23 protein-coding genes are annotated in these 24,025 nt (G+C 63.8%); 7 read left to right on the top strand and 16 right to left on the bottom strand.

Features of this window, described 5'->3' with window-relative positions:
• Positions 1-99 precede the first annotated feature (99 nt).
• The 3 genes from ACODSK_RS28365 to ACODSK_RS28355 form a co-directional block, all read right to left on the bottom strand.
• On the bottom strand, positions 100-1,206 hold the full coding sequence (locus tag ACODSK_RS28365; protein WP_489020855.1) for an NADH:flavin oxidoreductase/NADH oxidase: 1,107 nt from the start codon (positions 1,204-1,206) through the stop codon (positions 100-102).
• A 107-nt stretch (positions 1,207-1,313) separates the two neighbouring features.
• Positions 1,314-3,023 (bottom strand): single-stranded-DNA-specific exonuclease RecJ, encoded by a 1,710-nt coding sequence (recJ, locus tag ACODSK_RS28360; RefSeq protein ID WP_489020853.1) that lies wholly within the window; start codon positions 3,021-3,023, stop codon positions 1,314-1,316.
• 11 nt (positions 3,024-3,034) lie between these two features.
• The gene (locus tag ACODSK_RS28355) at positions 3,035-3,577 is read right to left on the bottom strand and encodes a YaeQ family protein (RefSeq protein ID WP_489020851.1); all 543 of its coding nucleotides are present in this window, start codon (positions 3,575-3,577) and stop codon (positions 3,035-3,037) included.
• A gap of 152 nt (positions 3,578-3,729) precedes the next feature.
• Here ACODSK_RS28355 and ACODSK_RS28350 point away from each other — a divergent pair, with 152 nt between their 5' ends.
• Both ACODSK_RS28350 and ACODSK_RS28345 read left to right on the top strand, forming a co-directional pair.
• Positions 3,730-4,929: a CaiB/BaiF CoA transferase family protein gene (locus ACODSK_RS28350; RefSeq protein ID WP_489020849.1), complete on the top strand. Its 1,200-nt coding sequence runs from the start codon at positions 3,730-3,732 to the stop codon at positions 4,927-4,929.
• A gap of 53 nt (positions 4,930-4,982) precedes the next feature.
• A complete protein-coding gene (locus ACODSK_RS28345; protein WP_489020847.1) occupies positions 4,983-5,801 on the top strand; it encodes a TIGR02285 family protein in 819 nt (272 codons plus the stop codon).
• 153 nt (positions 5,802-5,954) lie between these two features.
• Here ACODSK_RS28345 and ACODSK_RS28340 read toward each other — a convergent pair whose 3' ends face one another.
• Together ACODSK_RS28340 and ACODSK_RS28335 are read right to left on the bottom strand one after the other, a co-directional pair.
• A complete protein-coding gene (locus tag ACODSK_RS28340) occupies positions 5,955-6,239 on the bottom strand; it encodes a DUF3509 domain-containing protein (RefSeq protein ID WP_489020856.1) in 285 nt (94 codons plus the stop codon).
• 172 nt (positions 6,240-6,411) lie between these two features.
• Positions 6,412-7,632 carry an EAL domain-containing response regulator gene (locus ACODSK_RS28335; RefSeq protein ID WP_489020845.1) on the bottom strand — a complete coding sequence of 407 codons (1,221 nt, stop codon included), beginning with the start codon at positions 7,630-7,632 and terminating at the stop codon, positions 6,412-6,414.
• 180 nt (positions 7,633-7,812) lie between these two features.
• Here ACODSK_RS28335 and ACODSK_RS28330 point away from each other — a divergent pair, with 180 nt between their 5' ends.
• Entirely contained in the window at positions 7,813-8,172 is a 360-nt protein-coding gene (locus tag ACODSK_RS28330; RefSeq protein ID WP_489020843.1) for a helix-turn-helix domain-containing protein, read from the top strand.
• A 53-nt stretch (positions 8,173-8,225) separates the two neighbouring features.
• On the opposite strand, the gene thrC is transcribed toward ACODSK_RS28330, so the two are convergent.
• From thrC to xerD, 4 genes are all read right to left on the bottom strand, one after another.
• Positions 8,226-9,635 (bottom strand): threonine synthase, encoded by a 1,410-nt coding sequence (thrC, locus tag ACODSK_RS28325; protein WP_489020841.1) that lies wholly within the window; start codon positions 9,633-9,635, stop codon positions 8,226-8,228.
• Between the two features lie 49 nt (positions 9,636-9,684).
• Complete coding sequence (locus tag ACODSK_RS28320) at positions 9,685-10,989, bottom strand: homoserine dehydrogenase (RefSeq protein WP_489020839.1); 1,305 nt, start codon at positions 10,987-10,989, stop codon at positions 9,685-9,687.
• A gap of 79 nt (positions 10,990-11,068) precedes the next feature.
• On the bottom strand, positions 11,069-11,800 hold the full coding sequence (gene dsbC / locus ACODSK_RS28315) for a bifunctional protein-disulfide isomerase/oxidoreductase DsbC (protein WP_489020837.1): 732 nt from the start codon (positions 11,798-11,800) through the stop codon (positions 11,069-11,071).
• A 140-nt stretch (positions 11,801-11,940) separates the two neighbouring features.
• Entirely contained in the window at positions 11,941-12,837 is an 897-nt protein-coding gene (gene xerD, locus ACODSK_RS28310; RefSeq protein WP_489020835.1) for a site-specific tyrosine recombinase XerD, read from the bottom strand.
• Positions 12,838-12,906: 69 nt separating this feature from the next.
• On the opposite strand from xerD, the gene ACODSK_RS28305 reads away from it, so the two are divergent.
• Positions 12,907-14,712, top strand: a complete 1,806-nt coding sequence (locus ACODSK_RS28305; RefSeq protein ID WP_489020833.1) for a cation:proton antiporter — start codon at positions 12,907-12,909, stop codon at positions 14,710-14,712.
• Between the two features lie 3 nt (positions 14,713-14,715).
• Here ACODSK_RS28305 and ACODSK_RS28300 read toward each other — a convergent pair whose 3' ends face one another.
• The 6 genes from ACODSK_RS28300 to ffh all read right to left on the bottom strand — a co-directional run bounded on the left by ACODSK_RS28300 (position 14,716) and on the right by ffh (position 18,790).
• Positions 14,716-15,123 (bottom strand): acyl-CoA thioesterase, encoded by a 408-nt coding sequence (locus ACODSK_RS28300; protein WP_489020831.1) that lies wholly within the window; start codon positions 15,121-15,123, stop codon positions 14,716-14,718.
• A 116-nt stretch (positions 15,124-15,239) separates the two neighbouring features.
• On the bottom strand, positions 15,240-15,590 hold the full coding sequence (gene rplS, locus ACODSK_RS28295) for a 50S ribosomal protein L19 (protein ID WP_042122082.1): 351 nt from the start codon (positions 15,588-15,590) through the stop codon (positions 15,240-15,242).
• A 41-nt stretch (positions 15,591-15,631) separates the two neighbouring features.
• Entirely contained in the window at positions 15,632-16,384 is a 753-nt protein-coding gene (gene trmD, locus ACODSK_RS28290) for a tRNA (guanosine(37)-N1)-methyltransferase TrmD (RefSeq protein WP_489020829.1), read from the bottom strand.
• A 3-nt stretch (positions 16,385-16,387) separates the two neighbouring features.
• The gene (rimM, locus tag ACODSK_RS28285; RefSeq protein WP_075804533.1) at positions 16,388-16,924 is read right to left on the bottom strand and encodes a ribosome maturation factor RimM; all 537 of its coding nucleotides are present in this window, start codon (positions 16,922-16,924) and stop codon (positions 16,388-16,390) included.
• A 5-nt stretch (positions 16,925-16,929) separates the two neighbouring features.
• Positions 16,930-17,181, bottom strand: a complete 252-nt coding sequence (gene rpsP, locus ACODSK_RS28280; RefSeq protein WP_009403592.1) for a 30S ribosomal protein S16 — start codon at positions 17,179-17,181, stop codon at positions 16,930-16,932.
• Positions 17,182-17,413: 232 nt separating this feature from the next.
• Positions 17,414-18,790 (bottom strand): signal recognition particle protein, encoded by a 1,377-nt coding sequence (gene ffh, locus ACODSK_RS28275; RefSeq protein ID WP_489020827.1) that lies wholly within the window; start codon positions 18,788-18,790, stop codon positions 17,414-17,416.
• Between the two features lie 175 nt (positions 18,791-18,965).
• On the opposite strand from ffh, the gene ACODSK_RS28270 reads away from it, so the two are divergent.
• The 3 genes from ACODSK_RS28270 to ACODSK_RS28260 all read left to right on the top strand — a co-directional run bounded on the left by ACODSK_RS28270 (position 18,966) and on the right by ACODSK_RS28260 (position 22,620).
• Positions 18,966-19,778 carry a cytochrome C assembly family protein gene (locus tag ACODSK_RS28270; protein WP_489020825.1) on the top strand — a complete coding sequence of 271 codons (813 nt, stop codon included), beginning with the start codon at positions 18,966-18,968 and terminating at the stop codon, positions 19,776-19,778.
• A gap of 10 nt (positions 19,779-19,788) precedes the next feature.
• Complete coding sequence (locus tag ACODSK_RS28265; RefSeq protein WP_489020823.1) at positions 19,789-21,009, top strand: transporter associated domain-containing protein; 1,221 nt, start codon at positions 19,789-19,791, stop codon at positions 21,007-21,009.
• Between the two features lie 306 nt (positions 21,010-21,315).
• On the top strand, positions 21,316-22,620 hold the full coding sequence (locus ACODSK_RS28260; RefSeq protein WP_489020821.1) for an MFS transporter: 1,305 nt from the start codon (positions 21,316-21,318) through the stop codon (positions 22,618-22,620).
• A gap of 42 nt (positions 22,621-22,662) precedes the next feature.
• Here ACODSK_RS28260 and purT read toward each other — a convergent pair whose 3' ends face one another.
• Positions 22,663-23,844, bottom strand: coding sequence for a formate-dependent phosphoribosylglycinamide formyltransferase (gene purT / locus ACODSK_RS28255; protein ID WP_489020819.1), 1,182 nt, complete (start codon positions 23,842-23,844; stop codon positions 22,663-22,665).
• Positions 23,845-24,025 lie beyond the last annotated feature (181 nt).

The raw sequence follows: 24,025 nt of genomic DNA, 5'->3' as shown, positions 1-24,025 counted from the left end.
AGGGTCCGCGTCGCTTTTAGACCTGTTCTCTGCGCGAGAGCGCAGCCTGAAAGGCTGGGCCGACTCCCACAGGGTCATGTGCACGTCTTCACACTGCTTTCAATCCCGCAAATCCGACTCATGAATCGGCTGCTCCCGACTGGTCGCGCGCTGGTACTGCGCCGGCCACGTCGCCTTGTTGCCGCCCAGGTCATCATCGGCATGCAGCGGCCAGTACGGATCACGCAGCAGTTCGCGGGCGAGGAAGATCAGGTCGGCCTGGCCGGTGCGCAGGATGTGCTCGGCCTGGGCCGGTTCGGTGATCATGCCGACGGTGCCGGTGGCGATCCCCGATTCCTTGCGCACCCGCTCGGCGAAGCGGGTCTGGTAGCCCGGGCCGGTGGGGATTTCGGCATGCACCGAGGTGCCGCCGGATGAAACGTCGATCAGGTCCGCACCCAGGGCCTTGAGGCGCTTTGCCAGTTCCACGGTTTCATCCGGGTTCCAGCCATCCTCGACCCAGTCGGTGGCCGATACCCGCACGAACAGCGGCAACGAATCCGGCCAGACCTCGCGCACCGCCTCGGTGACCTGCAAGGCCAGGCGGATACGGTTTTCGAAGCAACTGCCGTAGCTGTCGCGGCGCTGATTGCTCAGCGGCGAGAGGAACTGGTGCAGCAGGTAGCCATGCGCGGCATGGATTTCCACCACCTTGAAGCCCGCCACCAACGCGCGTTTGGCGGCGGCGACGAAGTCGTCGATGATGTCGCGGATCTGTGATTCGCTAAGCTCGCTGGGCGCCGTGTGCTCCGGGTCGAAGGCGATCTTCGACGGACCCACGGGAATCCAGCCGCCATCTTCCGGCTTGACGCTGCCGTGCTTGCCCAGCCACGGCCGGTGGGTGCTGGCCTTGCGCCCGGCATGGGCCAGCTGGATGCCCGGGATCGAACCCTGGGCGACGATGAAACGGGTGATGCGTTGCAGTGGCGGGATCTGCTCGTCGTTCCACAGGCCCAGGTCCTGGGCGGTGATACGACCATCGGCGGTGACCGCCACGGCTTCGGTGATGACCAGCCCGGCACCGCCGACCGCACGACTGCCGAGGTGCACCAGGTGCCAGTCGTTGGCCAGGCCGTCGACGCTGGAGTACTGGCACATGGGGGATACGGCGATGCGGTTGGGCAGGGTCAGCTGACGCAGGGTGTATGGCTCAAGTAGCAGGCTCATGAGGGCACCTCTCCAGGACTCCGAATGGTGGACCGAACCGAGCACTCGTTCTTCCCTTTGGCTCAGCGGCGGTCCTACAAAGCCTAGACCAGTTTCCTACCCTGGGATCAGCGCGGCTCCATGTGCGCGATCATCAGTTGCACGGTTTCCTGCCCGCGGAATTCGTTGACGTCGAGCTTGTAGGCCAGCTCGACCCAGCGCACCGTGGGGTTCGGCCAGACTTCGCGATCGACGCCGAAGGCAATGCCATCCAGCTTGACCGAACCGCATTCGCTCTTGAGCACCACCTTGAGATGGCGCTCGCCGACGACACGCTGTTCCACCAGTTGGAACACGCCGTGGAACAGCGGTTCGGGGAAGTGCTGACCCCAAGGCCCGGCATGGCGCAGGGCGCGGGCCAGTTCGAGGTGGAACTCCTGAACCTCCAGGGTACCGTCGGAGAGCAGGCGGCCGGTCAGGTCTTCTTCACGCAGTTGACGCCGCACTTCCTCGTCGAAGGCCTCGGCAAAGGCCGGGAAGTTGTCTGCCGGCAGCGAAAGACCTGCCGCCATGGCGTGCCCACCGAACTTGCTGATCAGTTGCGGATGACGCGCCGCCACCGCATCCAGCGCGTCGCGGATATGGAAACCCGGTACCGAACGTGCCGACCCCTTGAGCATGCCCTCGCCGGCATCGGCAAAAGCGATGGTCGGGCGGTGATAGCGCTCTTTCAGGCGCGAGGCGAGGATGCCGATCACGCCCTGGTGCCAGTCGGCCTCGAACAGGCACAGGCCGAACGGCATCGACTCCAGCGGCAGGTCCTTGAGCTGGGCCAGGGCCTCGCGCTGCATGCCCTGCTCGATGGATTTGCGGTCCTGGTTGAGTTCATCCAGTTGCACCGCCATGTCCCGGGCCAGGGTCTCGTCGTCGCTGAGCAGGCATTCGATACCCAGGCTCATGTCGTCGAGACGACCGGCGGCATTCAGGCGCGGGCCGAGGATAAAGCCGAGGTCGGTGGAGGTGATGCGCCGGTGGTCGCGGCGGGCGACTTCGAGGATCGCCTTCAGGCCTGGGCGGGCGCGACCGGCACGGATGCGTTCGAGGCCCTGGTGCACCAGGATGCGGTTGTTGGCATCCAGCGGTACCACGTCGGCGACGCTGCCCAGGGCGACCAGGTCGAGCAGTTCGCCGAGGTTCGGTTGCGGCCGGGTTTCGTAGTGCCCCTGGCTGCGCAGGCGCGCGCGCAAGGCCATCAGCACATAGAAGATCACCCCGACCCCGGCCAGCGACTTGCTGGGGAAGTCGCAGCCCGGCTGGTTGGGGTTGACGATGGCGTCGGCCAGCGGCAGTTCGTGGCCGGGCAGGTGGTGGTCGGTCACCAATACCTTGAGCCCCGCCGCCTTCGCAGCAGCCACGCCGTCGACGCTGGAAATGCCGTTGTCCACGGTGATCAGCAGGTCAGGCGAGCGCTGCAGGGCCACCGCGACGATCTCCGGGGTCAGGCCGTAGCCGTATTCGAAGCGGTTCGGCACCAGGTAGTCGACGTGGGCCGCGCCCATCAGGCGCAGGCCGAGCAGGCCGACGCTGCTGGCGGTGGCGCCGTCGGCATCGAAGTCGCCGACGATCAGGATACGCTGGCGCTGCGCCAGAGCCTCCACCAGCAGGTCCACCGCCGCGTCGATGCCCTTGAGCAGGGTGAACGGCAACAGGCGCGCCAGGCTCTTGTCCAGCTCTTCGGCGCTCTGCACGCCGCGGGCGGCGTACAGGCGGGTCAGCAGGGGCGGCAGGTCACCGAGGAATGGCAGGGTCGCGGGCAGTGCACGGGGCTCGATACGCATGGACTGTCAGCTCAACCCCGCTCGCCCAGCAACCACTCCAGCTGGACTTCGTGCTGGCCGCGGTCATCGGTGACGAAGACCGTGCCTTCGCTGATCATCACGTCCCATTTGATGGAGCGCGGCATATCGGTGGCCAGGGTTTCCAGGACTTCCTGGGGCACGGCGGCGATATGCAGGTTCTTCAGGTTCTTCACCGCATCCACCACCTTGTTCTGCCACACCCGCAGGCTGCCGTAGGCCAGCAGGCTGGTGCGTTCGGTACGGCGCGAGCACCAGGTCAGGCGCTCGGCGTCCGGCTGGCCGACTTCGATCCAGTGCAGGATGCGGTCGTCCAGGCTCTTTTCCCACAACGCAGCTTCGTCGACATCCGACAGACCACGGCCGAACGACAGGTTCTCGTTGTACCAGAGGGCATAGGCCAGCAGGCGCACGGCCATGCGTTCCTCGGTTTCCGAGGGGTGGCGGGCGATGGTCTGCTTGATGCTCTGGTAAACGTTGCGATCGAGGTCGGTGAGGTTCAGTTCGAATTTGTAGGTGGTGGACGGCTGGGCCATGGGGGCGGGCTTCTGGTAACGGGGAAAGTCGACCAGTCTAACCGATGCGGCGACGATCGACGACGCGCTGCCACAATCATGCGCTACAACAGTATCTGAGCCTGTCGCCCTGTGATAAAAACGAGCGCACAGCCCACCGCCACGGATGCCTTATGTCGCTGCCCAGCAAACCCCTCGCCGGTCTGAAAGTCGTCGAACTCGGAACCCTGATCGCCGGACCGTTCGCTTCGCGCATCTGCGCCGAATTCGGTGCCCAGGTGATCAAGGTCGAATCGCCCGACGGCGGCGACCCGCTGCGCAAGTGGCGCAAGCTGTACGAGGGCACCTCGCTGTGGTGGTTCGTCCAGGCGCGCAACAAGCAATCGCTGACCCTCAATCTCAAGCATCCCGAAGGCATGGCCATTCTCAAGCGCCTGCTCGCCGATGCCGACATCCTGATCGAGAACTTCCGCCCCGGCGTGCTGGAAAAGCTTGGTCTCGGCTGGGACGTGCTCAAGGCGCTGAACCCGAAACTGGTGATGGTGCGCCTGTCCGGCTTCGGCCAGACCGGGCCGATGAAGGACCAGCCGGGCTTCGGTGCGGTGGGCGAGTCGATGGGTGGGCTGCGCTATATCACCGGTTTCGACGACCGCCCGCCAGTGCGCACGGGGATTTCCATCGGTGATTCCATCGCTGCCCTGTGGGGCGTGATCGGCGCGCTGATGGCCCTGCGTCATCGCGAAGTCAACGGCGGCGAGGGCCAGGTGGTGGACGTGGCGCTGTACGAGGCCATCTTCGCCATGATGGAAAGCATGGTCCCGGAGTTCGACGTGTTCGGCTTTATCCGCGAGCGCACCGGCAACATCATGCCCGGCATCACGCCCTCCTCCATCCATACCAGTGCCGATGGCAAGCATGTGCAGATCGGCGCCAACGGCGATGCCATCTTCAAGCGCTTCATGCTCGCCATCGGCCGTAGCGACCTGGCCGAAGCCCCGGACCTGGCCAGCAACGATGGCCGCGATGCGCGGCGTGACGAGCTGTACGGGGTGATCGACCGCTGGGCCAACAGCGTGCCGCTGGAACAACTGATGCAGACGCTCAACGACGCCGAGGTGCCGGCCAGCCGCATCTATAGCGCCGAGGACATGTTCAGCGACCCGCAGTACCTCGCGCGGGAGATGTTCCTCCAGGCAAAACTGCCGGACGGCAAGCCGTTCAAGATGCCCGGTATCGTGCCCAAGCTTTCCGATACCCCCGGCTCCAGCGAGTGGGTGGGGCCCAAGCTGGGCGAACACACCGAGCAACTGCTGGCCGAACTGGGCTACAGCCCTGCCGCCATCGCTGAACTGCGCGGGCAGGGTGCCATCTGAACACCCTGCTCCGCCGCACCGGCCTGGGCCTGCTGCTCGGCGTAACGCTGAGCATGTGCGCCATGGCCGACGCCAAGGAGCGCCTGACCTGGCTGTTGCGCGACCTGCCGCCGCTGACCATTTTCGAAGGCTCGCGCAAGGGCCAGGGCGCGGTGGACCAGTTGCTCGCCCAGTTGATCGAGCAACTGCCCGAGTACGACCACAGCATTCTTCGGGTCAATCGCGCCCGGGCCATGCAGATGCTCGCCGAGCCCAATTTCAACTGTGATCCGACCCTGCTGTGGACGCCGGAGCGGGCAAAGTTCATCCACTTCTCGGTACCGAGCATGGGCACCCTGAGCAACGGCCTGATCGTGCGCAAACAGGACGCGGCCATGGTCGAACCGTTCCTGGTGGACGGCAAGGTCGATCTCAAGGCCCTGCTGCAAAGCCATGTCTCACGCCTGGGCATGGTCGCCGAGCGCAGCTACAGCACGCCGGTGGACATCCTGCTCAAGGCCACCCCGCCCGACACCCTCACCCCGCACTACGGCAACGACGCGGTGCGCAGCCTGTTGCAGATGCAGAACCTGGGGCGCCTGAAGTGGCTGCTGGGGTATTGGCCGGAAGTCCGCTACCTGACCGGGGAACTGGGGCAATCGCTGGATGCCCTGACCTTCTATCCGATCCAGGGTGTGGCGGAGTATCAGTTCATCCATGTCGGCTGCTCGGACAGTCCCCAGGGACGCGAAGCCCTCGGCCGGATCAATGAATTGCTGCTGAAGATGCGCGACACCGCCCTGCCACCGCTCTACGCCGAATGGCTCGACGAGCAGACCCGCGAAGTCTATCTGCGCGATGCCGCACGCTTCTTTATCGAAGACCATCCTTGAGGAAAAAAGAAACCCCGAACGGTGGGGAGCCCGATCGGGGTTAAACGAAGGCCCTTGGATGGCCTTGCGTGAAGACGGTGAGTCGACATCGGAGCAAAATGCCAGCTAACCGCCCGTATCCAGTCTGAGTGCCATATCCGGCAAAGGTTCCCCCTACAAGGTAGCCGACAAAGTACGACCCTGCCGGGCGTGCTGCCAGGCTGCAATCACGCAGGGCTGCAACCGCCCTTCGGCGATGCGCAGGTCGCGCTGCAGACCGTCTACCAGGTCCACCAGCAGGCGCAGGTCCTGCAACTGGCTGGCCGGGGTGGTGCGTTGCAAGACTTCAAAACCATTCTCGTCACGCAGCGACAGCGTGAACGTTCCCGTCCCCATGGGCTCCAGGGTGATCCGATAAGGTGCCAATGCATCGTTGAGCAACAAGCTGACGGATTCCATCTTGTTCATTGTTCACCTCGTTAGAACCAAGTGGTCTTTGACTGACCCCGCAAATGCCTGGAAAGTTCGGCAACACGGGGCGTTCACCAGGGGATTCACCGGAGCATGCCCGGGAAAGATGACAGATTGAAATCTGCCCTCGACCCAGCAATATCAAAAAGCCACCAATGGTTCAAGCCACGCCTTGCTGGCCTTTGGTCGAAGATTCGCGGGCATTGATCCATTCGAGCAACTCGCCCCCGGTCATCGCAGCAGCGACAAAGCCGCCCTGTACCAGGATGCGGCCCAGCCCCTGCACCGCTTGCCAGTCTGCGAGGGTATCGACGTCATCCACCACCACACTGAGCTCGGAACGACGCGCCAGGATCAAGGCCGACGCCACCACCCCGGCCTTCTTGCCGTCTTCGCCCATGCCACGGACGAATTCACCGGGCAGCTTCACCTCGCTCAGCGGCAGGTCGAACAGTTGCCGCAGATTGGCGGCTCCGCGGCCAAAGCCATCCAGGCACAGGCGGCAACCGAGCTTGCGCAGCCTGGCCAGGCGTTGCAGTTGCTCGTCGCCGAGCTGGGCGCAATGGGATTCGGCGAACTCCAGGGTCAAGGCACTGGCGGGAAGACGGTGTTGCAGCAGGAGCCGGCGCAAGGTCCCGACAAAACCTGCGTCGAGCAGGACAGCGGGCGGCATGTTCACCGCCACGGGCAAGGGCCGGCTGTCGCCCAGGCGGATCGCCGCACTCAGCGCCAGTGCCTGCTCAAGCCCGTGCCAGGTCAGCATCTCCAGCAAAGCCGAGCCCTGCTGCACGGTAAAGAACTGCCCCGGCGCGAGCTGCCCGAGGGTCGGATGCTGCCAGCGTAGCGAGGCTTCGACACCGACCAGGCCGCCATCGGCATTGACCCTGGGCTGGTAGCGGACCTTCCATTGCTTGCGCGACAGGGCCAATTGCTCGGCCGACAGGCTGGCCAGTTCGAGAATCTGTGCGGATGCGCCGGATGGCGGCGGTGAAGCGCTACTGTCGCGGTACTCGCAGAGCAGGCGATGCAACACCGCACCGCTGGCCGGCTTCGGTACGCAGCCGAGCAAACGCAAGCCCAGTTGCGGGATGAGTTCACCCATGGCATCGAGCAAGGTCGAATCGGCATCGCTAAGCACGATCAGCGCACTGGCCAGACGCTGCTCGGCGAGATGGCGGATCATCGTCAGGCCATCCGGACCGTCCATGTACAGATCGCAGATCGCCACGTCCACTGCACCGCGACGTTCCAGCATCTGCATGGCACAGCTCACCGATTCGGCCGCCAGCACGTCGAACACACCATTGGCGTTGAGCATCTGGTGCAGGGCCATGAGCTGAAAGGGATGGTCTTCGAGGATCAGGACCTTGAGCGAGTGCATGGAATGGGTCTCCGTGATGGCACGAAGGGGCGACTCTAGGGAAATATTGCGGCTGGACCTATAGGACAATTCCGAAGGATTGGCTTCCATTTCCGATAGCGACTATGAGTTCACCGGAAATGGACTACTGCAAGGCATCTACCGACCAGCCAAAATCTCCCAAAACGGGAGAGACAATCAATGACTATTAAGCCCATTCGTACCGATGAAGACCTGCGCACTGCCTTCCAGCGCCTGGAAACCATCTTTCAGGCTGAACCCGGAACGCCTGAAGCTGACGAGATGGAAGTGCTGGTAACCCTGATCGAGGCCTATGAAAACAAGCATTACCCTATCCATGCCGCCACACCAGTCGAAGCCATCAAGTTCAGGATGGATCAACGCGGCTTGAGCCCACGTGATCTCGAGCAGTACATCGGCTCCAGTGGTCGCGTCTCGGAGGTGCTGAATGGCAAGCGGGGCCTGAGCCTGGCGATGATCAAGCGGCTTCACGATGGACTGCAGATTCCTTATGAGTCGCTGCTTGGCACAACAGCCTAGACCGGAAATAAAAAGCCCGTCACCAAGGACGGGCTTTCTGCAACACCAACCGCTTACAGCGGCTTGCCACGATTGCCGTGCTGGCTGACGAAGGCCTGGACCTTGCCCAGGTCGTTGGCCAGTACGGTGCACTTCTCTTCACGGGAGAACAGGTCGGCCAGGTGGGCCGGCAGTTCCAGGGCCTTGCCGACGCCGGCCTTTTCCACCGCTTCAGGGAACTTGACCGGGTGTGCGGTACCCAGGACAACCATCGGGGTGTCCAGGCTGCGGCGGCATTCGCGCGCGGCCTTGACGCCGATGGCGGTGTGCGGGTCGAGCACTTCGCCGGTCTGGGCGAAGACTTCGGCGATGGTTTCGCAGGTTTGCGCGTCATCCACGGCCAGCGAGTCGAACAGCTTGCGCGCTTCGGTCCAGCGGTCTTCTTCGACGCTGAAGCCGCCGCCTTGCTTGAAGGTGGCCATCAGGTCGGCGATCGCTGCGCCGTTGCGGCCGTGCAGGTCGAACAGCAGGCGCTCGAAGTTGGAGGAGACCATGATGTCCATGGACGGCGACAGGGTCGCGTGCAGGGTTTCCTTGACGTACTGATTGCCGCTCATGAAGCGGTGCAGGATGTCGTTGCGGTTGGTGGCGACGATCAGTTGGCTGATCGGCAGGCCCATGTTGCGCGCCAGGTAGCCGGCGAAGATGTCGCCGAAGTTGCCGGTCGGCACCGAGAACGCCACGGAACGGGCCGGGCCACCCAGCTGCAGGGCCGCGTGGAAGTAGTAGACGATCTGGGCCATGATCCGCGCCCAGTTGATCGAGTTGACCGCTACCAGACGGGTGCCCTTGAGGAAGCCCTGGTCGGCGAAGCTGGCCTTGACCATCTCCTGGCAGTCGTCGAAGTTGCCTTCGATGGCGATGTTGTGGATGTTCTCGCCCATGATGGTGGTCATCTGGCGACGCTGGACTTCCGACACGCGCTGGTGCGGGTGCAGGATGAAGATGTCGACGTTGTCGCAGCGACGGCAGCCTTCGATGGCGGCGGAACCGGTGTCACCGCTGGTGGCGCCGATGATCACCACGCGCTCGCCGCGCTTGGCAAGGACGTGGTCGAGCAGACGACCGAGCAGTTGCAGGGCGAAGTCCTTGAAGGCCAGGGTCGGGCCGTGGAACAGCTCCAGCACCCACTCGTTGCTGTTCAACTGACGCAGCGGAGCGACCGCAGCGTGGGCGAACTCGCCGTAGGTTTCTTCGAGGATCTTCTTGAAGTCGGCATCGGCGATGCTGCCGGTGACGAACGGACGCATCACCCGGAAGGCCAGCTCGTGGTACGGCAGGCCGGCCCAGGAAGCGATCTCCTCCTGGGTAAAGCGCGGCAGGTTTTCCGGAACGTAGAGGCCACCGTCACTGGCAAGGCCCGCCAGCAGGACGTCTTCGAAATTCAGGGCAGGAGCCTGGCCACGGGTACTGATATAGCGCATTTGGGCAAACCTATGGTTCAAGCGGCGGGCCTCGGCCCGCCGCAGACGATTAATTGAGCTGTTCGACGCGGATCCGCACGACCTTGCCGACCACATCCTGCAGGGCTTCCAGGGCGACGATGGCATCGTTCATGCGCTGTTCCTGCACCTCGTGGGTGAGCAGGATCATCGGAACCAGGCCGTCCTGTTCTTCGACGTCCTTCTGCATGATCGATTCGATGTTGATGCCACGCTCGGAGAGGATGCTCGCCACCTGGGCCAGTACGCCCGGGTGGTCCTTGGCCTGGATGCGCAGGTAGTACGCCGTTTCGCAGGCTTCGATCGGCAGGATCGGGTGGGCGGACAGCGAGTCCGGCTGGAAGGCCAGGTGCGGTACGCGGTTTTCCGGGTCGGCGGTCATGGCGCGAACCACGTCCACCAGGTCGGCGACCACCGAGGAGGCGGTCGGCTCCATGCCGGCACCGGCGCCGTAGAACAGGGTCGAACCGGCAGCATCGCCGTTGACCATGACAGCGTTCATCACGCCGTTGACGTTGGCGATCAGGCGGTCGGCCGGGATCAGGGTCGGGTGTACGCGCAGTTCGATACCGGCGTCGGTGCTGCGGGCCACGCCGAGGTGCTTGATACGGTAGCCCAGGGCTTCGGCGTAGTTCACGTCGGCGGTGGTCAGCTGGGTGATGCCTTCGGTGTAGGCCTTGTCGAACTGCAGCGGGATGCCGAAGGCGATGGACGCCAGGATGGTCAGCTTGTGCGCGGCGTCGATGCCTTCGACGTCGAAGGTCGGATCGGCTTCGGCGTAGCCCAGGGCCTGGGCTTCGGCCAGCACGTCAGGGAAGGTACGGCCCTTCTCGCGCATTTCGGTGAGGATGAAGTTGCCGGTGCCGTTGATGATGCCGGCGACCCAGTTGATGCGGTTGGCCGACAGGCCCTCGCGGATCGCCTTGATCACCGGGATGCCGCCGGCCACTGCCGCTTCGAAGGCGACGATGACGCCCTTCTCGCGGGCGCGGGCGAAGATTTCGTTACCGTGCACGGCAATCAGCGCCTTGTTCGCGGTGACCACGTGCTTGCCGTTGTCGATGGCCTTGAGCACCAGGTCGCGGGCCACGGTGTAGCCGCCAATCAGTTCAATGACAATATCGATGTCGGGGTTGCTCGCCACCTCGAACACGTCAGCGGTAATGGGGGTACCGGTAATCTGGCAGTTCGGGTTGGGCGAACGCATGGCAATCTGTGCCACTTCGATTCCACGCCCGGCGCGGCGGGCGATTTCCTCGGCGTTACGCTTAAGTACATTGAAGGTTCCGCCACCGACGGTCCCCAACCCACAGATGCCTACTTTGACCGGTTTCACTGTGAACTCCCCATTGAACGGACCCCTCGGCCCGTCGTGAAAAAAGCCGTCTCCCCATGAAGACGGCTCACTGATTGAATTACTTGGCTGTTGCCAGTGCCAGCTTGGCCACTTGCGGAGCCGGCTGGTAGCCCGGGATCACCTGGCCATCCTCGAGGACGATGGCCGGAGTGCCGTTGACACCAATCGACTGGCCCATGGCGAACTGCTTGCTCACCGGGTTCTCGCACTTGGCGGCCTTGATCTCCTTGCCGTCGATCATCTTGTCCAGGGCCGAGTTGCGGTCCTTGGAACACCAGACCGCCTGCAGCTGTTCGTCACCCGGCGAGCCGAGACCCTGGCGCGGGAAGGCGACGTAGCGCACTTCGATACCCAGGCGGTTGAGTTCGGCCACTTCGGCGTGCAGCTTGTGGCAGTACGGGCAGGTGGTGTCGGTGAACACGGTGATATGGGACTTGGCCTGGCCCTTGGCCGGGTAAACCACCATTTCCGCGCTCGGGATGGCGTTGATGGTCTTGGCCACGCCTTCGCGCTCGGCCTTCTCGGTGAGGTTGACCGGCTTGCCGTTGTCCATCTTGAACAGGTAGCCCTGGATCAGGTACTGGCCGTCGGCGCTGGCATAGAGGACGCGACCGCCCTGCAGCTTGACTTCGTAGAGGCCATTGAACGGACTGCTGGAGATGCTCTCGACCGGCACCTCCGACTCCAGCGACTTGAGGGTCTTGCGAATCGCCTGCTCGGCATCGTCGGCCACGGCGAACGAAGTGACCAGCGCCAGTGCGGCGGCCGCGAGGGTCTGGATCAAACGCATGGGGGGAAACTCCTTACATAGGACCGGATTAGGGACGCCCGTGCTGAAAACGCGGGGATTTCGCCGGCCCAGGACGTGAACGTTGGAAGACTACCACATTCATTGCCCTGTACACGGGCCATCGAGCCGCCAAATAGCGGCTAACCGCGCGGATGATGCCGTGCATGCAGCTCCTGCAGCCGGGCCTTGGCGACATGGGTGTAGATCTGGGTGGTGGACAGGTCGCTGTGGCCCAGCAGCATCTGCACCACGCGCAGGTCGGCGCCGTGATTGAGCAGATGGGTGGCGAAGGCATGGCGCAGGGTGTGGGGCGACAGCGCCTTGCCGATGCCGGCAACCGTGGCGTGGTGCTTGATGCGGTGCCAGAAGGTCTGGCGGGTCATCTGCTCGCCGCGCAGGCTGGGAAACAGCACGTCGCTGGGACGGCCGTTGAGCAATTCGGCGCGACCATCGCGCAGGTAGCGTTCGATCCAGACCACCGCCTCTTCACCCATGGGCACCAGGCGCTCCTTGCTGCCCTTGCCCATGACCCGCAGCACGCCCTGGCGCAGGTTGATCTGGTCAAGGGTCAGGCTGACCAGCTCGGTCACCCTCAGGCCGCAGGCATAGAGCACTTCGAGCATGGCGCGGTCGCGCTGGCCGATGGCCTCGCCCAGGTCCGGGGCACGCAGCAACGCCTCGACATCGGCTTCGGAAAGGGACTTGGGCAGTGGCCGTCCCAGTTGCGGCATCTCGACCTGCAGGGTCGGGTCGACGCCGATCAGCTTTTCCCGCAGCAGGTAGCGATAGAAACCGCGTGCACCAGACAGGAATCGCGCGGTGGAGCGTGGCTTGTACGCCTGCTCCAGGCGCCAGCCGAGGTGATCGAGGATCAGTTCACGACCCGCGTTGGGCAGGTCGATGCCCTTTTCCTGCAGCCAGCCGTTGAACAGGGCCAGATCGCTGCGATAGGACGCACGGGTATTTTCGGACAGACCCTTTTCCAGCCACAGGGCGTCGAGAAACTGGTCGATCAGGGGGTGGTCTATTGCGGGCATGACGACTCGGCAAGCTGACGGCGAAAACGCCGCTAGTCTTCCATAACCACGCCGGGATAGGGAATCCGCATGAACGAGCAACAGATCCTGCTGGCCTTCGCCGGCATCGGCGCCGCAGCCCTCGCCTGCCAATGGCTGGCCTGGCGCCTGAAACTGCCGGCCATCCTCTTCCTCCTGCTGGCCGGCATACTCGCCGGCCCGGTGCTGGGCTGGCTCGATCCCCAGGAAATGTTCGGCCCGCTGCTGATGCCGCTGGTTTCGCTGGCGGTCGCCCTGATCCTGTTCGAAGGCAGCCTGACCCTGCACCTTTCTCAGTGGCGCGAAATCGGCAGCGTGGTGCAGCGCATGGTGACCCTCGGTGCGCTGGCCACCTGGGCCGTGATCGCCGTCGCCACCCACTGGCTGCTGGGTTTCGACTGGCCATTGGCAGTGCTGTTCGGCACCCTGACCCTGGTCACCGGCCCGACCGTGATCGTGCCGATGCTGCGGGTGGTGCGACCCAAGGCGGCGATCGCCAACATCCTGCGCTGGGAAGGCATCGTGATCGACCCAATCGGCGCATTGCTCGCGGTGGTGGTGTACAGCTTCATCATCGCTGGCGCAGCGGATGAAGGCCTGAGCCAGAGCCTGAAGACCTTCGCCGGGGTGATCTTATGTGGCTGCGCGTTCGGCGCCGCCGGCGGCTGGCTGCTGGGCCAGGTGATGCGCGAGCAGTGGCTGCCGGAGTACCTGCACAACCTGGCATCGCTGGCTGCGGTACTGGGCATCTTCATCGCCGCCAACCAGGTGATGCATGAGTCCGGGTTGCTGGCGGTGACGGTGATGGGCATGTGGCTGGCGAACATGAAGGGCGTGGATGTCCGGCAGATCCTGCACTTCAAGGAGAACCTCAGCGTCCTGCTGATTTCCGGGCTGTTCATCCTGCTGGCAGCGCGCCTGGACCTGAACGCCCTGCTCGGCCTGGGCCCGGCGGTACTGGCCCTGCTGCTGGTGATTCAGCTGGTCGCCCGGCCGCTCAATGTGCTCCTGTCCACCTGGGGGTCGCCCCTGAACTGGCGCGAGCGGACCCTGCTGGCATGGATCGCGCCGCGTGGCATCGTCGCCGCGGCGGTGTCGGCGATCTTCGCCATCCGCCTGGACCAGGCGGGACACGCTGGCGCCCTGCTGCTGGTACCGCTGACGTTCGCCGTGATCATCGGCACCGTCGTGCTGCAAAGCGCCACCGCGCGCCCTCTGGCCCGCCTGCTGAAGGTTGCGGAGCCGGCGCCCAGCGGTTTTTTGATCGTCGGTGCCAATGCCCCGGCGCGTGCCATTGGCAAGGCGCTGCAGGACATGGGCAGCCGCGTGCTGCTGACCGATTCCAGTTGGGAGAACATCCGCGCGGCGCGCATGGACGGCCTGCCGACCTACTTTGGCAATCCGGCGTCACAGCATGCCGATGCCCATCTGGACCTGGTCGGGCTCGGCCATCTGCTCGGCCTGTCGCCGGCAGGCGAATTGAATGCCCTGGCCTGCATGCGCTTTCGCCATGATTTCGGTGCCCAACGCCTGTTTTCGCTGGCCAGCGGCCTGGAAGTCAGCCGTAGCGACAAGCACCGCGCCAGTGACGAGCATCGCGGACAGGTACTGGGCAGCCAGCCACTCACCTACGTGCAACTGGCCAACCAACTGCATCGCGGCGCCGAACTGTACAGCACGCACCTGACCGAAGCCTTCGGTTGGGACGCCTATCGCCAGTTGCATGGTGATCGGGCAACGCTGCTGTTCGCCCGCGACGCCCAGGGCTGGGTGCATGTGCTTGGGCCGGACAGCGATCTGACTCCAGGCCCGGGCTGGACCCTGCTGGCGCTGATCCGCCAGGACGAGACGGGGTGAGTCTCAGAAACCCGGCAGTACCGGTACGGGACGCTTGTCCTCGTCGATGGCGACAAAGCTGAACAGGCCGTGGATGGCCTTCTCGCGGCTGTCGCAGCTCATGCTTTCGACGAACACCTCGACCTCGACTTTCAGGCTGGTATTGCCGACTTTAACGACCCGGCCCACCAGCTCGACGATGGATCCGGCGGCAATCGGGTGCTTGAAGTCGATGCGGTCGGTGGACACGGTGACCAGCGGCAGGCGGCAGAAGCGCGTCGCGGCGATGAACGAGACTTCGTCCATCCAGGCCAGGGCGGTGCCGCCGAACAGGGTGTTGTGGTGGTTGGTGGTGGACGGGAATACCGCCTTGGTCACGCGGGTCACCGACAGTTCGGTGCGGCGTTCGATTTCCTGGTCTCGGATGGTCATGGGGGGACTTCTATAAAAATACGACGAAACGACACAGGCCCTGTGGGAGCGGGTTCTCAGAATGCAAAAAGGGCAGCCCGAAGGCTGCCCTTTCTTTCGCAAAGGTCGGACTGGACTCAGGCCAGTTTTTCCTTGATGCGAGCTGCTTTACCGGACAGGTCACGCAGGTAGTACAGCTTGGCTTTACGCACGTCACCACGACGTTTCACGGCCAGGCTGTCGATTTGCGGGCTGTAGGTCTGGAAAGTACGCTCAACGCCAACACCGTTGGAGATTTTGCGAACGGTGAATGCGCTGTTCAGACCGCGGTTGCGCTTGGCGATTACAACGCCTTCGAACGCCTGCAGACGGGAACGATCGCCTTCCTTCACTTTCACCTGAACGACAACGGTGTCGCCCGGGGCAAAGGTAGGGATCTCTTTGCTCATCTGCTCAGCTTCGATCTGCTGAATGATTTTGTTGGTCATCTTGTGCTCCTAAGGCAAATCACGGATTTACCATCGATACGTTAACTATCGTCCCGCTCGCGGATGTATTCCTCGAGCAGCTTCTTCTCTTCTCCAGAAAGTGAGCGACTTTCCAGAAGATCGGCGCGTCGTTCCCAGGTCCGCCCAAGGGACTGCTGCAAACGCCAACGCCGGATGTGTGCATGGTTGCCGCTAAGCAACACGTCGGGTACACGCTGATCCGCATACACCTCAGGTCGGGTGTAGTGCGGGCAATCCAGCAGGCCATCGGTGAAGGAGTCTTCCTCCGCCGAGTCCGCATGCCCTAAAGCTCCGGGCAGCAGCCGCGTAACCGCATCGATCAGCACCATCGCCGGCAGCTCGCCGCCAGACAATACATAGTCGCCAATCGACCACTCTTCATCGACGTGAGCCTCAATGAAACGCTCGTCGATGCCTTCGTAACGACCGGCTATCAGAATCAACGACTCATGATTCGCCAGGTCCTTGACCGCCGACTGGGTCAGCTTGCGGCCTTGTGGCGACAGGTAGATCACCTTCGCCGCTCCTCCGGTTGCCTGCCTGGCCTCGACCAGGGCGTCTTCCAGAGGCTTGATCTTCATCACCATGCCCGGACCACCGCCAAAAGGCCGATCGTCCACCGTATGGTGCCGATCCGTGGTGTAGTCCCGCGGGTTCCAGCAGGTCAGTTGCAACAACCCCTGTTTCACCGCGCGGCTGGTAATGCCGTACTCACTGATGGCCGAGAACATCTCGGGGAACAACGTAATGACTTCTACGCGCAGGCTGGCCATTGCTTAGAAATCCGCGTCCCATTCGACCCTCATCTCACTTGCCGCCAGGTCGATTGCCAACACGCACTGCCGGGTATAAGGCAGTAGCCGTTCACGATCATCCAGGCTGCCAGCACAGGGCTTGACCACCATTACATCGTTCGCGCCGGTCTCCAACAGGTGATCAACCTTGCCGAACAGTTGTCCGTCCTGGTTGATGACACTCAGGCCCACGAGCTGGTACCAGTAGTACTCGTCGTTGGCCAGGTTGGGCAAAAGGCTTCTCGAGATGCAGATCTCGAAACCGCTCAGAAGACGTGCTTCGTCGCGATCGTCCAGCCCCTTGAGCTTGGCGACCAGATCCTTTTGACCGGATCGGCCCTTGACCAGCTCTACCTGCTTGACCACGCCTTCGCGCCGAAGCGTCCAGTGGCGGTACTGCAACAGGTTGTCGATCGGATCGGTAAAGGAAAACACCTTCACCTCGCCGCGAACGCCGTGTACCGAAAAAATCTTGCCGACGACGATCAGGTCGTCCGCACTTTCTGGCGTCGCGTTCATATTGCTCAGGCAGCAGCCTTGGCAGCTTCCTTCAGCAGCTGAGCAACGCGCTCAGACGGCTGTGCACCTTGAGACAGCCAGTAGGTGGCGCGCTCTTGGTTTACGGACAGTTTGACTTCTGCGCCCGAAGCAATCGGGTTGAAGAAGCCGATACGCTCAACGAAACGACCATCGCGCGCGTTGCGGCTGTTGGTCACGGTGAGGTGGTAGAATGGGCGCTTTTTGGAGCCGCCACGGGCAAGACGGATGGTTACCATGTGAACATCGTTCCTGTAGTCGGTGCTGCAAATCTATAGGCCAAACGGGCACGGGTGCCCGAAAGGCCGCATATTCTCAAGGAATACACGGGCTTTTGCAAATGCCTTTTTTCTGGCAACTGCCTGTCTGTCATACAGATCTGCAATGAGGCTGCCTTCTATAAAGCAGCGTTTTTCCCGCCGAAGCGGGTTCCGGAGCGATGCCACACAACGGCACCACCCCTGGATCGGGTTACAGCTTGGGCATGCCGCCACCGGGCATCATGCCGCCCAGGCCGCGCATCATCTTGGCCATGCCGCCTTTGGCAGAAAACTTCTTCATCATCTTCTGCATCTGCTTGTGCTGCTTGATCAGGCGGCCGATGTCCTGCACCTGGGTGCCGGAACCGAGGGCGATACGGCGCTTGCGCGAGCCGCTGATCAGCTCGGGATCGCGGCGCTCGGCCGGGGTCATCGAGTTGATGATCGCTTCCATCTGCTTGAACTGCTTCTCGGCCGCGCCCTGGGCGTTGCCCATCTGCGACAGGTTGACGCCACCGATGCTCGGCAGCTTGTCCATCAGGCCGCCGAGGCCACCCATGTTCTTCATCTGCTGGAGCTGGTCGCGGAAGTCTTCGAGGTCGAAGCCCTTGCCCTTCTTCAGCTTCTTGGCCAGCTTGTCGGCCTTGGCCTTGTCGATGTTCTGCTCGGCCTGCTCGATCAGGCTGAGCACGTCGCCCATGCCGAGGATGCGCGAGGCGATACGGTCCGGGTGGAACGGCTCCAGGGCTTCGGTCTTCTCGCCCATACCGATGAACTTGATCGGCTTGCCGGTGATGGCACGCACCGACAGCGCGGCACCGCCACGGGCGTCACCGTCGACCTTGGTCAGCACCACGCCGGTCAGCGGCAGTGCATCGCCGAAGGCCTTGGCGGTATTGGCGGCGTCCTGGCCGGTCATGGCATCGACCACGAACAGCGTCTCGATCGGCTTGACCGCAGCGTGCAGGTCCTTGATCTCGGTCATCATTTCCGCGTCGACGTGCAGGCGACCGGCGGTGTCGACGATGACCACGTCGATGAATTTCAGCTTGGCTTCACGGATCGCCGCTTCGGCGATGGCCACCGGCTTCTGGCTGATATCGGACGGGAAGAAGGTCACGCCGATGTCGTTGGCCAGGGTTTCCAGCTGCTTGATCGCCGCCGGGCGGTAGACGTCGGCGGAGACGACCATGACGGTCTTCTTCTTGCGTTCTTTCAGGAAGCGCGCCAGCTTGCCGGCGGTGGTGGTCTTGCCCGCACCCTGCAGACCGGCCATCAGCACCACGGCAGGCGGTGCGGCATTCAGGCTGAGGTCTTCGTTGGCGGCGCCCATCAGCTCTTCGAGCTCGGCCTGGACGATCTTCACGAACGCCTGGCCCGGGGTCAGGCTGCGGGAAACCTCGGTACCGACCGCACGTTCCTTGACCTTGTTGACGAAGTCCTTGACCACCGGCAGGGCGACGTCGGCTTCGAGCAACGCCATGCGCACTTCGCGCAGGGTGTCTTTGATGTTGTCTTCATTCAGCTTGGCCTTGCCGGTGACATGGCGCAGCGTCTGTGACAGACGATCGGTCAGGTTTTCAAACATGGGGATCCTTTACAGGCTCTGTGGAACCGAGGTTTAGCCGGCCTTGGGTACGGGCAGGGGCGCGATTATAACGAAGACTCGCGCCAGCGCACACCTTGCCGTCGGCGCCCAGTCTTCCTAGGGGGCGGCGTTCTATGCCAAACTCCTCGGCTTTCGGGCTTGCCTAACAGGACTTATGCTCCCCTTGTCACCCAGCTTGCTACCCAACCTGATCGCCGCCTGCCTCTACGCCGCCGCGATCGTCCTCCAAGGCACCGGACTGGCCCGCGGGGTCAAGGCCGACAAACGGCTGCTCGGGCTGCTTGGCGCCCTGGCCGTGGTTGCCCAGGGCACCGCGCTGTTCTGGCAACTGCTCACGCCCCTGGGCCTGAGCCTGGACTTCTTCAGTGCCGCCAGCCTGATCGCCACCGCGGTGATCGCCATCACCCTGGTCGCCTGCCTGCGCATCCCGGTGGAAAACCTGCTTCTGCTGCTGTTCCCGCTGGGCTTGCTGACGGCACTGATCGCCCAGTTCGCGCCCTCCGGCACGGTGCCGCTGATCAACGAGTCGCCCGGCATCCTCGCCCATATCCTGCTGTCGATCCTGGCCTACGGCCTGTTCACCATCGCGGTGTTCCAGTCCCTGTTGTTGCTGATGCAGGATCACCAGCTCAAGCACAAGCACCCGTCCGGCCTGATCCGCAACTTCCCGCCCCTGCAGACCATGGAAAGCCTGTTGTTCGGCTTCCTCTGGGCCGGCTGGGGCCTGCTCTCGCTGTCGCTGATTTCCGGCTGGCTGTACCTCGACAACCTGTTCGCCCAGCACCTGGTGCACAAGACCCTGCTGGCCTGCGTCGCCTGGGTGGTGTTCAGCGTACTGCTGTGGGGTCGCACCCGCCTCGGCTGGCGCGGACACAAGGCGATCCGCTGGACCCTGGCCGGCTTCTGCCTGCTGATGCTGGCCTACTTCGGCAGCAAGCTGGTACGTGAATTCATCCTGCATATCTGACGGGCGATCGATGAACACTCTGCCGCTGGCTCCGCTGCTCGGGTTCCTCGCCCTGGCCTTGTTGTGGTCGGCACTGTTCACCGCAGTGGACACCGCGCGCCAGCAATTGAGCAAAGGCCGGCGCAACGGCAACCCGGCGGTCCTGGAGGATGTCCCGGCACAGGCGCTGGTGCTGGGCTCCACCCTCGGCAAGCTGATGGTCTTCGCCCTCTCGACCCTGATCGGCCTGCGCAGCCAGGGCGAGCACGGTTTCTGGCTGGGCGCCCTGGCAGCAGCCATCCTGCTGCTGATCTGCGCCGAATACCTGCCGAGGGAACTGGCCCGGCGCAATCCCGAGGCGTTCATCGGCCTGGGCCTGATCCTGAAATTCCCGCTTCGCCTGCTGCAGCCCCTGGCTTGCCTGCTGGACGCTATCGCACGCCTGATCGTGCGACCCTTTGTGGTCAAGCCGGTGGTGGTGCACCACGATGAGCACCTGGATCCGCCAGCGGACGACGACGAAGACGCTGAAGAGCGTCCCGGCCAGCACACTCTGCCCGCCAGCCTGCTGGCGCTGGAACGGATCAGCGTCAACCATATCCTGGTGCCGCGCAGCGAAGTCGACGGGGTCAATCTCGACGACACCATCGAACAGATCACCGCCCAGCTGATCGCCTGCAAGCACACGCGCCTGCCGGTGTTCCACAGCGATATCAACCAGGTCCAGGCGGTGCTCAATACCCGCCATATCGCGCACCTGCTGCCGGGCGCCGAGCTGACCTTCGACAGCCTGCTGGCCGCCTGCTACGAGCCCTACTTCGTTCCGGAAAGCACCCCGCTGCAGTTGCAGTTGCTGAACTTCCACAAGCAGCAGCGGCGCATGGGCATCGTCGTCGACGAATATGGCGAAGTGCAGGGCATCGTCACCCTGGAAGACATCCTCGAAGAGATCGTCGGCGAGTTCGAGGAGCAGGACAGCCAGGACAACCCGCATATCCATCCCCAGGCCGACGGGCGCTATGTGATCGAAGGCGCCATCGCCATTCGCGAGTTGAACCGCTGCCTCGGCTGGCACCTGCCCAGCGATGGTCCCAAGACCCTCAACGGCCTGGTCACCGAGGCGCTGGAAAGCATCCCGGACAGCGCCGTATGCCTGAAGATCGGCCGCTATCGCCTGGAAATCCTCGAAACCGAGGACAACCGCGCCAGCCGCATCCTGGCCTGGACCGTGGCGCGCCTGCCCGCCGCCTGATCCGTTACGCCACCAACACTTGAGTTAGACACATTCGGTATCGAATGTGGCTATACTCGACCCACGCTTACCCAGCCCTGCCGTCGCGCCCGCTACCCGCACCCGGCGCTTTCCGGCCAGCCCGCACCGCCCGCATCGCGCGCTTTAGCGGTACTGCTTCACACCCCGAACAGTGCCCGCGCCCGCCTCCATCCCCACGGGGCGTATGCTCGGCCATGCGAGTCATACCTATAAATACGCTCCGGCCCCTCGCTGCCAACCGTGCGTGGTCGCCAGAAGAGCACTCGACTGTCAGGGGTTCACCAGATGACAACCAGCAGCACCTACAACGAGGCGGACAGCGCACCGTCCGGCAATTCGCCCGCCCGCGTCGCCACCGCCAGCTTCATCGGCACCGCCATCGAGTTCTACGATTTCTACGTCTACGCCACCGCTGCCGCGCTGGTGATCGGGCCGGTGTTCTTCCCGCAGACCTCCGGCACTGCGCAGATGCTTTCGGCCTTCCTCACCTTTGGCATCGCCTTCCTCGCACGCCCGCTGGGCTCGGCGCTGTTCGGCCACTTCGGCGACCGTATCGGGCGCAAATCGACCCTGGTCGCCTCGCTGCTGCTGATGGGCGTGTGCACCACCCTGATCGGCGTGCTGCCGGGCCACGACAGTATCGGCATCTGGGCGCCAATCCTGCTTTGCGTGTTGCGCTTCGGCCAAGGCCTGGGCCTGGGCGGCGAATGGGGCGGTGCAGCATTGCTGGCGACGGAGAACGCGCCGAAGGACAAGCGCGCCTGGTTCGGCATGTTCCCGCAACTGGGCCCCTCCATCGGCTTCCTCGCTGCCAACGGCCTGTTCCTTGCCCTGGCCATGCTGCTCAGTGACGAGGACTTCCGCGCCTGGGGCTGGCGGATCCCCTTCCTGCTCAGCGCCGCGCTGGTCATCGTCGGCCTGTATGTGCGCCTGAAGCTGGAAGAAACGCCGGTGTTCGCCAAGGCCATCGCCCGCCACGAGCGGGTCAAGCTGCCGGTGGTCGAACTGTTCGCCCAGTACTGGATGCCCGTACTGCTGGGCGCCCTGGCCATGGTGGTGTGCTACGCGCTGTTCTACATCTCCACGGTGTTCTCCCTGAGCTACGGGGTTTCCACCCTCGGCTATACGCGGGAAACCTTCCTCGGCCTGCTGTGCTTCGCCGTGCTGTTCATGGCCCTGGCCACTCCGCTGTCAGCCTGGCTCAGCGACCGCTACGGGCGCAAACCAGTGCTGGTGATTGGCGCTCTACTGGCGATCGCCTCGGGCTTCGCCATGGAACCGCTGCTGACTTCCGGGTCCACCGCCGGGGTGGCGCTGTTCCTGGCCATCGAACTGTTCCTGATGGGGGTGACCTTCGCCCCGATGGGTGCGCTGCTGCCTGAACTGTTCCCGACCCACGTGCGCTACACCGGCGCTTCCGCCGCGTACAACCTGGGCGGCATCGTCGGTGCCTCCGCCGCGCCGTTCTTCGCGCAGAAGCTGGTGGTGATGGGGGGCTTGAGCTGGGTGGGGGGTTATGTCTCGGCAGCGGCCCTGCTGAGCCTGATCGCCGTGCTGTGCCTGAAGGAAACCCGGCACACGGATCTGTAACGAAAAACGGGGGCTGCCTTGCAGTCCCCGTTGTCTTGAGCCTTACAGCTCGACTTTCACCGCTTGCGAAGCGCGGGTGGCCTTGGCCCGGGCCGCTTCGATCGACTCGTCACGGGCCAGGCACACGCCCATGCGCCGCTGACCGTTGACTTCCGGCTTGCCGAACAGGCGCAGTGCGGTGTCCGGCTCGGCCAGGGCAGCGCCGAGGTTGTCGAAAGCGGTCTGCTCGGACTTGCCTTCCACCAGGATCACCGCCGAGGCCGAAGGGCCGAACTGACGGACCGCCGGGATCGGCAGACCGAGGATCGCCCGCGCATGCAGGGCGAACTGCGACAGGTCCTGGGAGATCAGGGTCACCAGGCCGGTGTCATGCGGGCGCGGCGACACTTCGCTGAACCAGACCTGATCGCCCTTGACGAACAACTCCACGCCGAACAGACCACGGCCACCCAGGGCCTCGGTGACCGCCTTGGCCACGCGCTCGGACTCGGCCAGGGCCACCGGGCTCATGGCCTGCGGCTGCCAGGACTCCTGGTAATCGCCCTTCTCCTGACGATGGCCAACCGGCGCCAGGAAGGTGGTGCCACCGATATGACGAACGGTCAGCAGGGTGATTTCGTAGTCGAAATCGATGAAGCCTTCGATGATTACCCGACCCTTGCCGGCACGGCCGCCTTCCTGGGCGTAGTCCCAGGCCTTCTGCAGGTCGTCGGCGCTTTTCAGCAGGCTCTGGCCCTTGCCCGACGAGCTCATCACCGGCTTGACCACGCAAGGGAAGCCCAGGTCCAAGGCGGCCTTGCTGTATTCCTCGAAGGTGTCGGCGAAGTGGTATGGCGAGGTCGGCAGGTCCAGTTCTTCGGCGGCCAGGCGACGGATGCCTTCGCGGTTCATGGTCAGTTGCGCGGCGCGGGCAGTCGGCACCACGGTGAAGCCTTCGGCTTCCAGCTCGACCAGGGTGGCGGTGGCGATAGCTTCGATTTCCGGCACGATGTAGTGCGGTTTCTCGGCCTCGATCACCGCACGCAGGGCGGCACCGTCGAGCATGTTGATCACATGGCTGCGATGCGCCACCTGCATGGCGGGGGCATTGGCGTAACGGTCCACGGCGATCACTTCAACGCCGAAGCGTTGCAGCTCGATCACCACTTCCTTGCCCAGCTCGCCGCAGCCGCAGAGCAGTACACGGGTCGCGGTGGGCGACAATGGCGTTCCGATACGAGTCATCTCAGGTCCTCTGGGGGATAGATCCAGGACCGCCCCAGCATGGTGCGGGCCAGCGAAAGGGGCGTATTTTACATGAGCAATGATCGGGAGTGCGACACAGGCCCCTGTGGGAGTCCGCCCAGCCTTTCAGGCTGCGCTGTCGCGCAGAGAACAGGTCTAAGAGCGGCGCGGACCCTGTGGG

The organism is Pseudomonas sp. FG98, assembly GCF_057808595.1.
Note: the sequence above shows the minus strand (reverse complement) of the source record. Positions and strands in the feature narration are given on the sequence as shown.

Excerpts from the sequence above, each read along its gene's own strand:
- ACODSK_RS28365 (WP_489020855.1), bottom strand. The coding sequence starts at position 1,206 with ATGAGCCTGCTACTTGAGCCATACACCCTGCGTCAGCTGACCCTGCCC.
- recJ (WP_489020853.1), bottom strand. The coding sequence starts at position 3,023 with ATGCGTATCGAGCCCCGTGCACTGCCCGCGACCCTGCCATTCCTCGGT.
- ACODSK_RS28355 (WP_489020851.1), bottom strand. The coding sequence starts at position 3,577 with ATGGCCCAGCCGTCCACCACCTACAAATTCGAACTGAACCTCACCGAC.
- ACODSK_RS28350 (WP_489020849.1), top strand. The coding sequence starts at position 3,730 with ATGTCGCTGCCCAGCAAACCCCTCGCCGGTCTGAAAGTCGTCGAACTC.
- ACODSK_RS28345 (WP_489020847.1), top strand. The coding sequence starts at position 4,983 with ATGTGCGCCATGGCCGACGCCAAGGAGCGCCTGACCTGGCTGTTGCGC.
- ACODSK_RS28340 (WP_489020856.1), bottom strand. The coding sequence starts at position 6,239 with ATGGAATCCGTCAGCTTGTTGCTCAACGATGCATTGGCACCTTATCGG.
- ACODSK_RS28335 (WP_489020845.1), bottom strand. The coding sequence starts at position 7,632 with ATGCACTCGCTCAAGGTCCTGATCCTCGAAGACCATCCCTTTCAGCTC.
- ACODSK_RS28330 (WP_489020843.1), top strand. The coding sequence starts at position 7,813 with ATGACTATTAAGCCCATTCGTACCGATGAAGACCTGCGCACTGCCTTC.
- thrC (WP_489020841.1), bottom strand. The coding sequence starts at position 9,635 with ATGCGCTATATCAGTACCCGTGGCCAGGCTCCTGCCCTGAATTTCGAA.
- dsbC (WP_489020837.1), bottom strand. The coding sequence starts at position 11,800 with ATGCGTTTGATCCAGACCCTCGCGGCCGCCGCACTGGCGCTGGTCACT.
- xerD (WP_489020835.1), bottom strand. The coding sequence starts at position 12,837 with ATGCCCGCAATAGACCACCCCCTGATCGACCAGTTTCTCGACGCCCTG.
- ACODSK_RS28305 (WP_489020833.1), top strand. The coding sequence starts at position 12,907 with ATGAACGAGCAACAGATCCTGCTGGCCTTCGCCGGCATCGGCGCCGCA.
- ACODSK_RS28300 (WP_489020831.1), bottom strand. The coding sequence starts at position 15,123 with ATGACCATCCGAGACCAGGAAATCGAACGCCGCACCGAACTGTCGGTG.
- rplS (WP_042122082.1), bottom strand. The coding sequence starts at position 15,590 with ATGACCAACAAAATCATTCAGCAGATCGAAGCTGAGCAGATGAGCAAA.
- trmD (WP_489020829.1), bottom strand. The coding sequence starts at position 16,384 with ATGGCCAGCCTGCGCGTAGAAGTCATTACGTTGTTCCCCGAGATGTTC.
- rimM (WP_075804533.1), bottom strand. The coding sequence starts at position 16,924 with ATGAACGCGACGCCAGAAAGTGCGGACGACCTGATCGTCGTCGGCAAG.
- rpsP (WP_009403592.1), bottom strand. The coding sequence starts at position 17,181 with ATGGTAACCATCCGTCTTGCCCGTGGCGGCTCCAAAAAGCGCCCATTC.
- ffh (WP_489020827.1), bottom strand. The coding sequence starts at position 18,790 with ATGTTTGAAAACCTGACCGATCGTCTGTCACAGACGCTGCGCCATGTC.
- ACODSK_RS28270 (WP_489020825.1), top strand. The coding sequence starts at position 18,966 with ATGCTCCCCTTGTCACCCAGCTTGCTACCCAACCTGATCGCCGCCTGC.
- ACODSK_RS28265 (WP_489020823.1), top strand. The coding sequence starts at position 19,789 with ATGAACACTCTGCCGCTGGCTCCGCTGCTCGGGTTCCTCGCCCTGGCC.
- ACODSK_RS28260 (WP_489020821.1), top strand. The coding sequence starts at position 21,316 with ATGACAACCAGCAGCACCTACAACGAGGCGGACAGCGCACCGTCCGGC.
- purT (WP_489020819.1), bottom strand. The coding sequence starts at position 23,844 with ATGACTCGTATCGGAACGCCATTGTCGCCCACCGCGACCCGTGTACTG.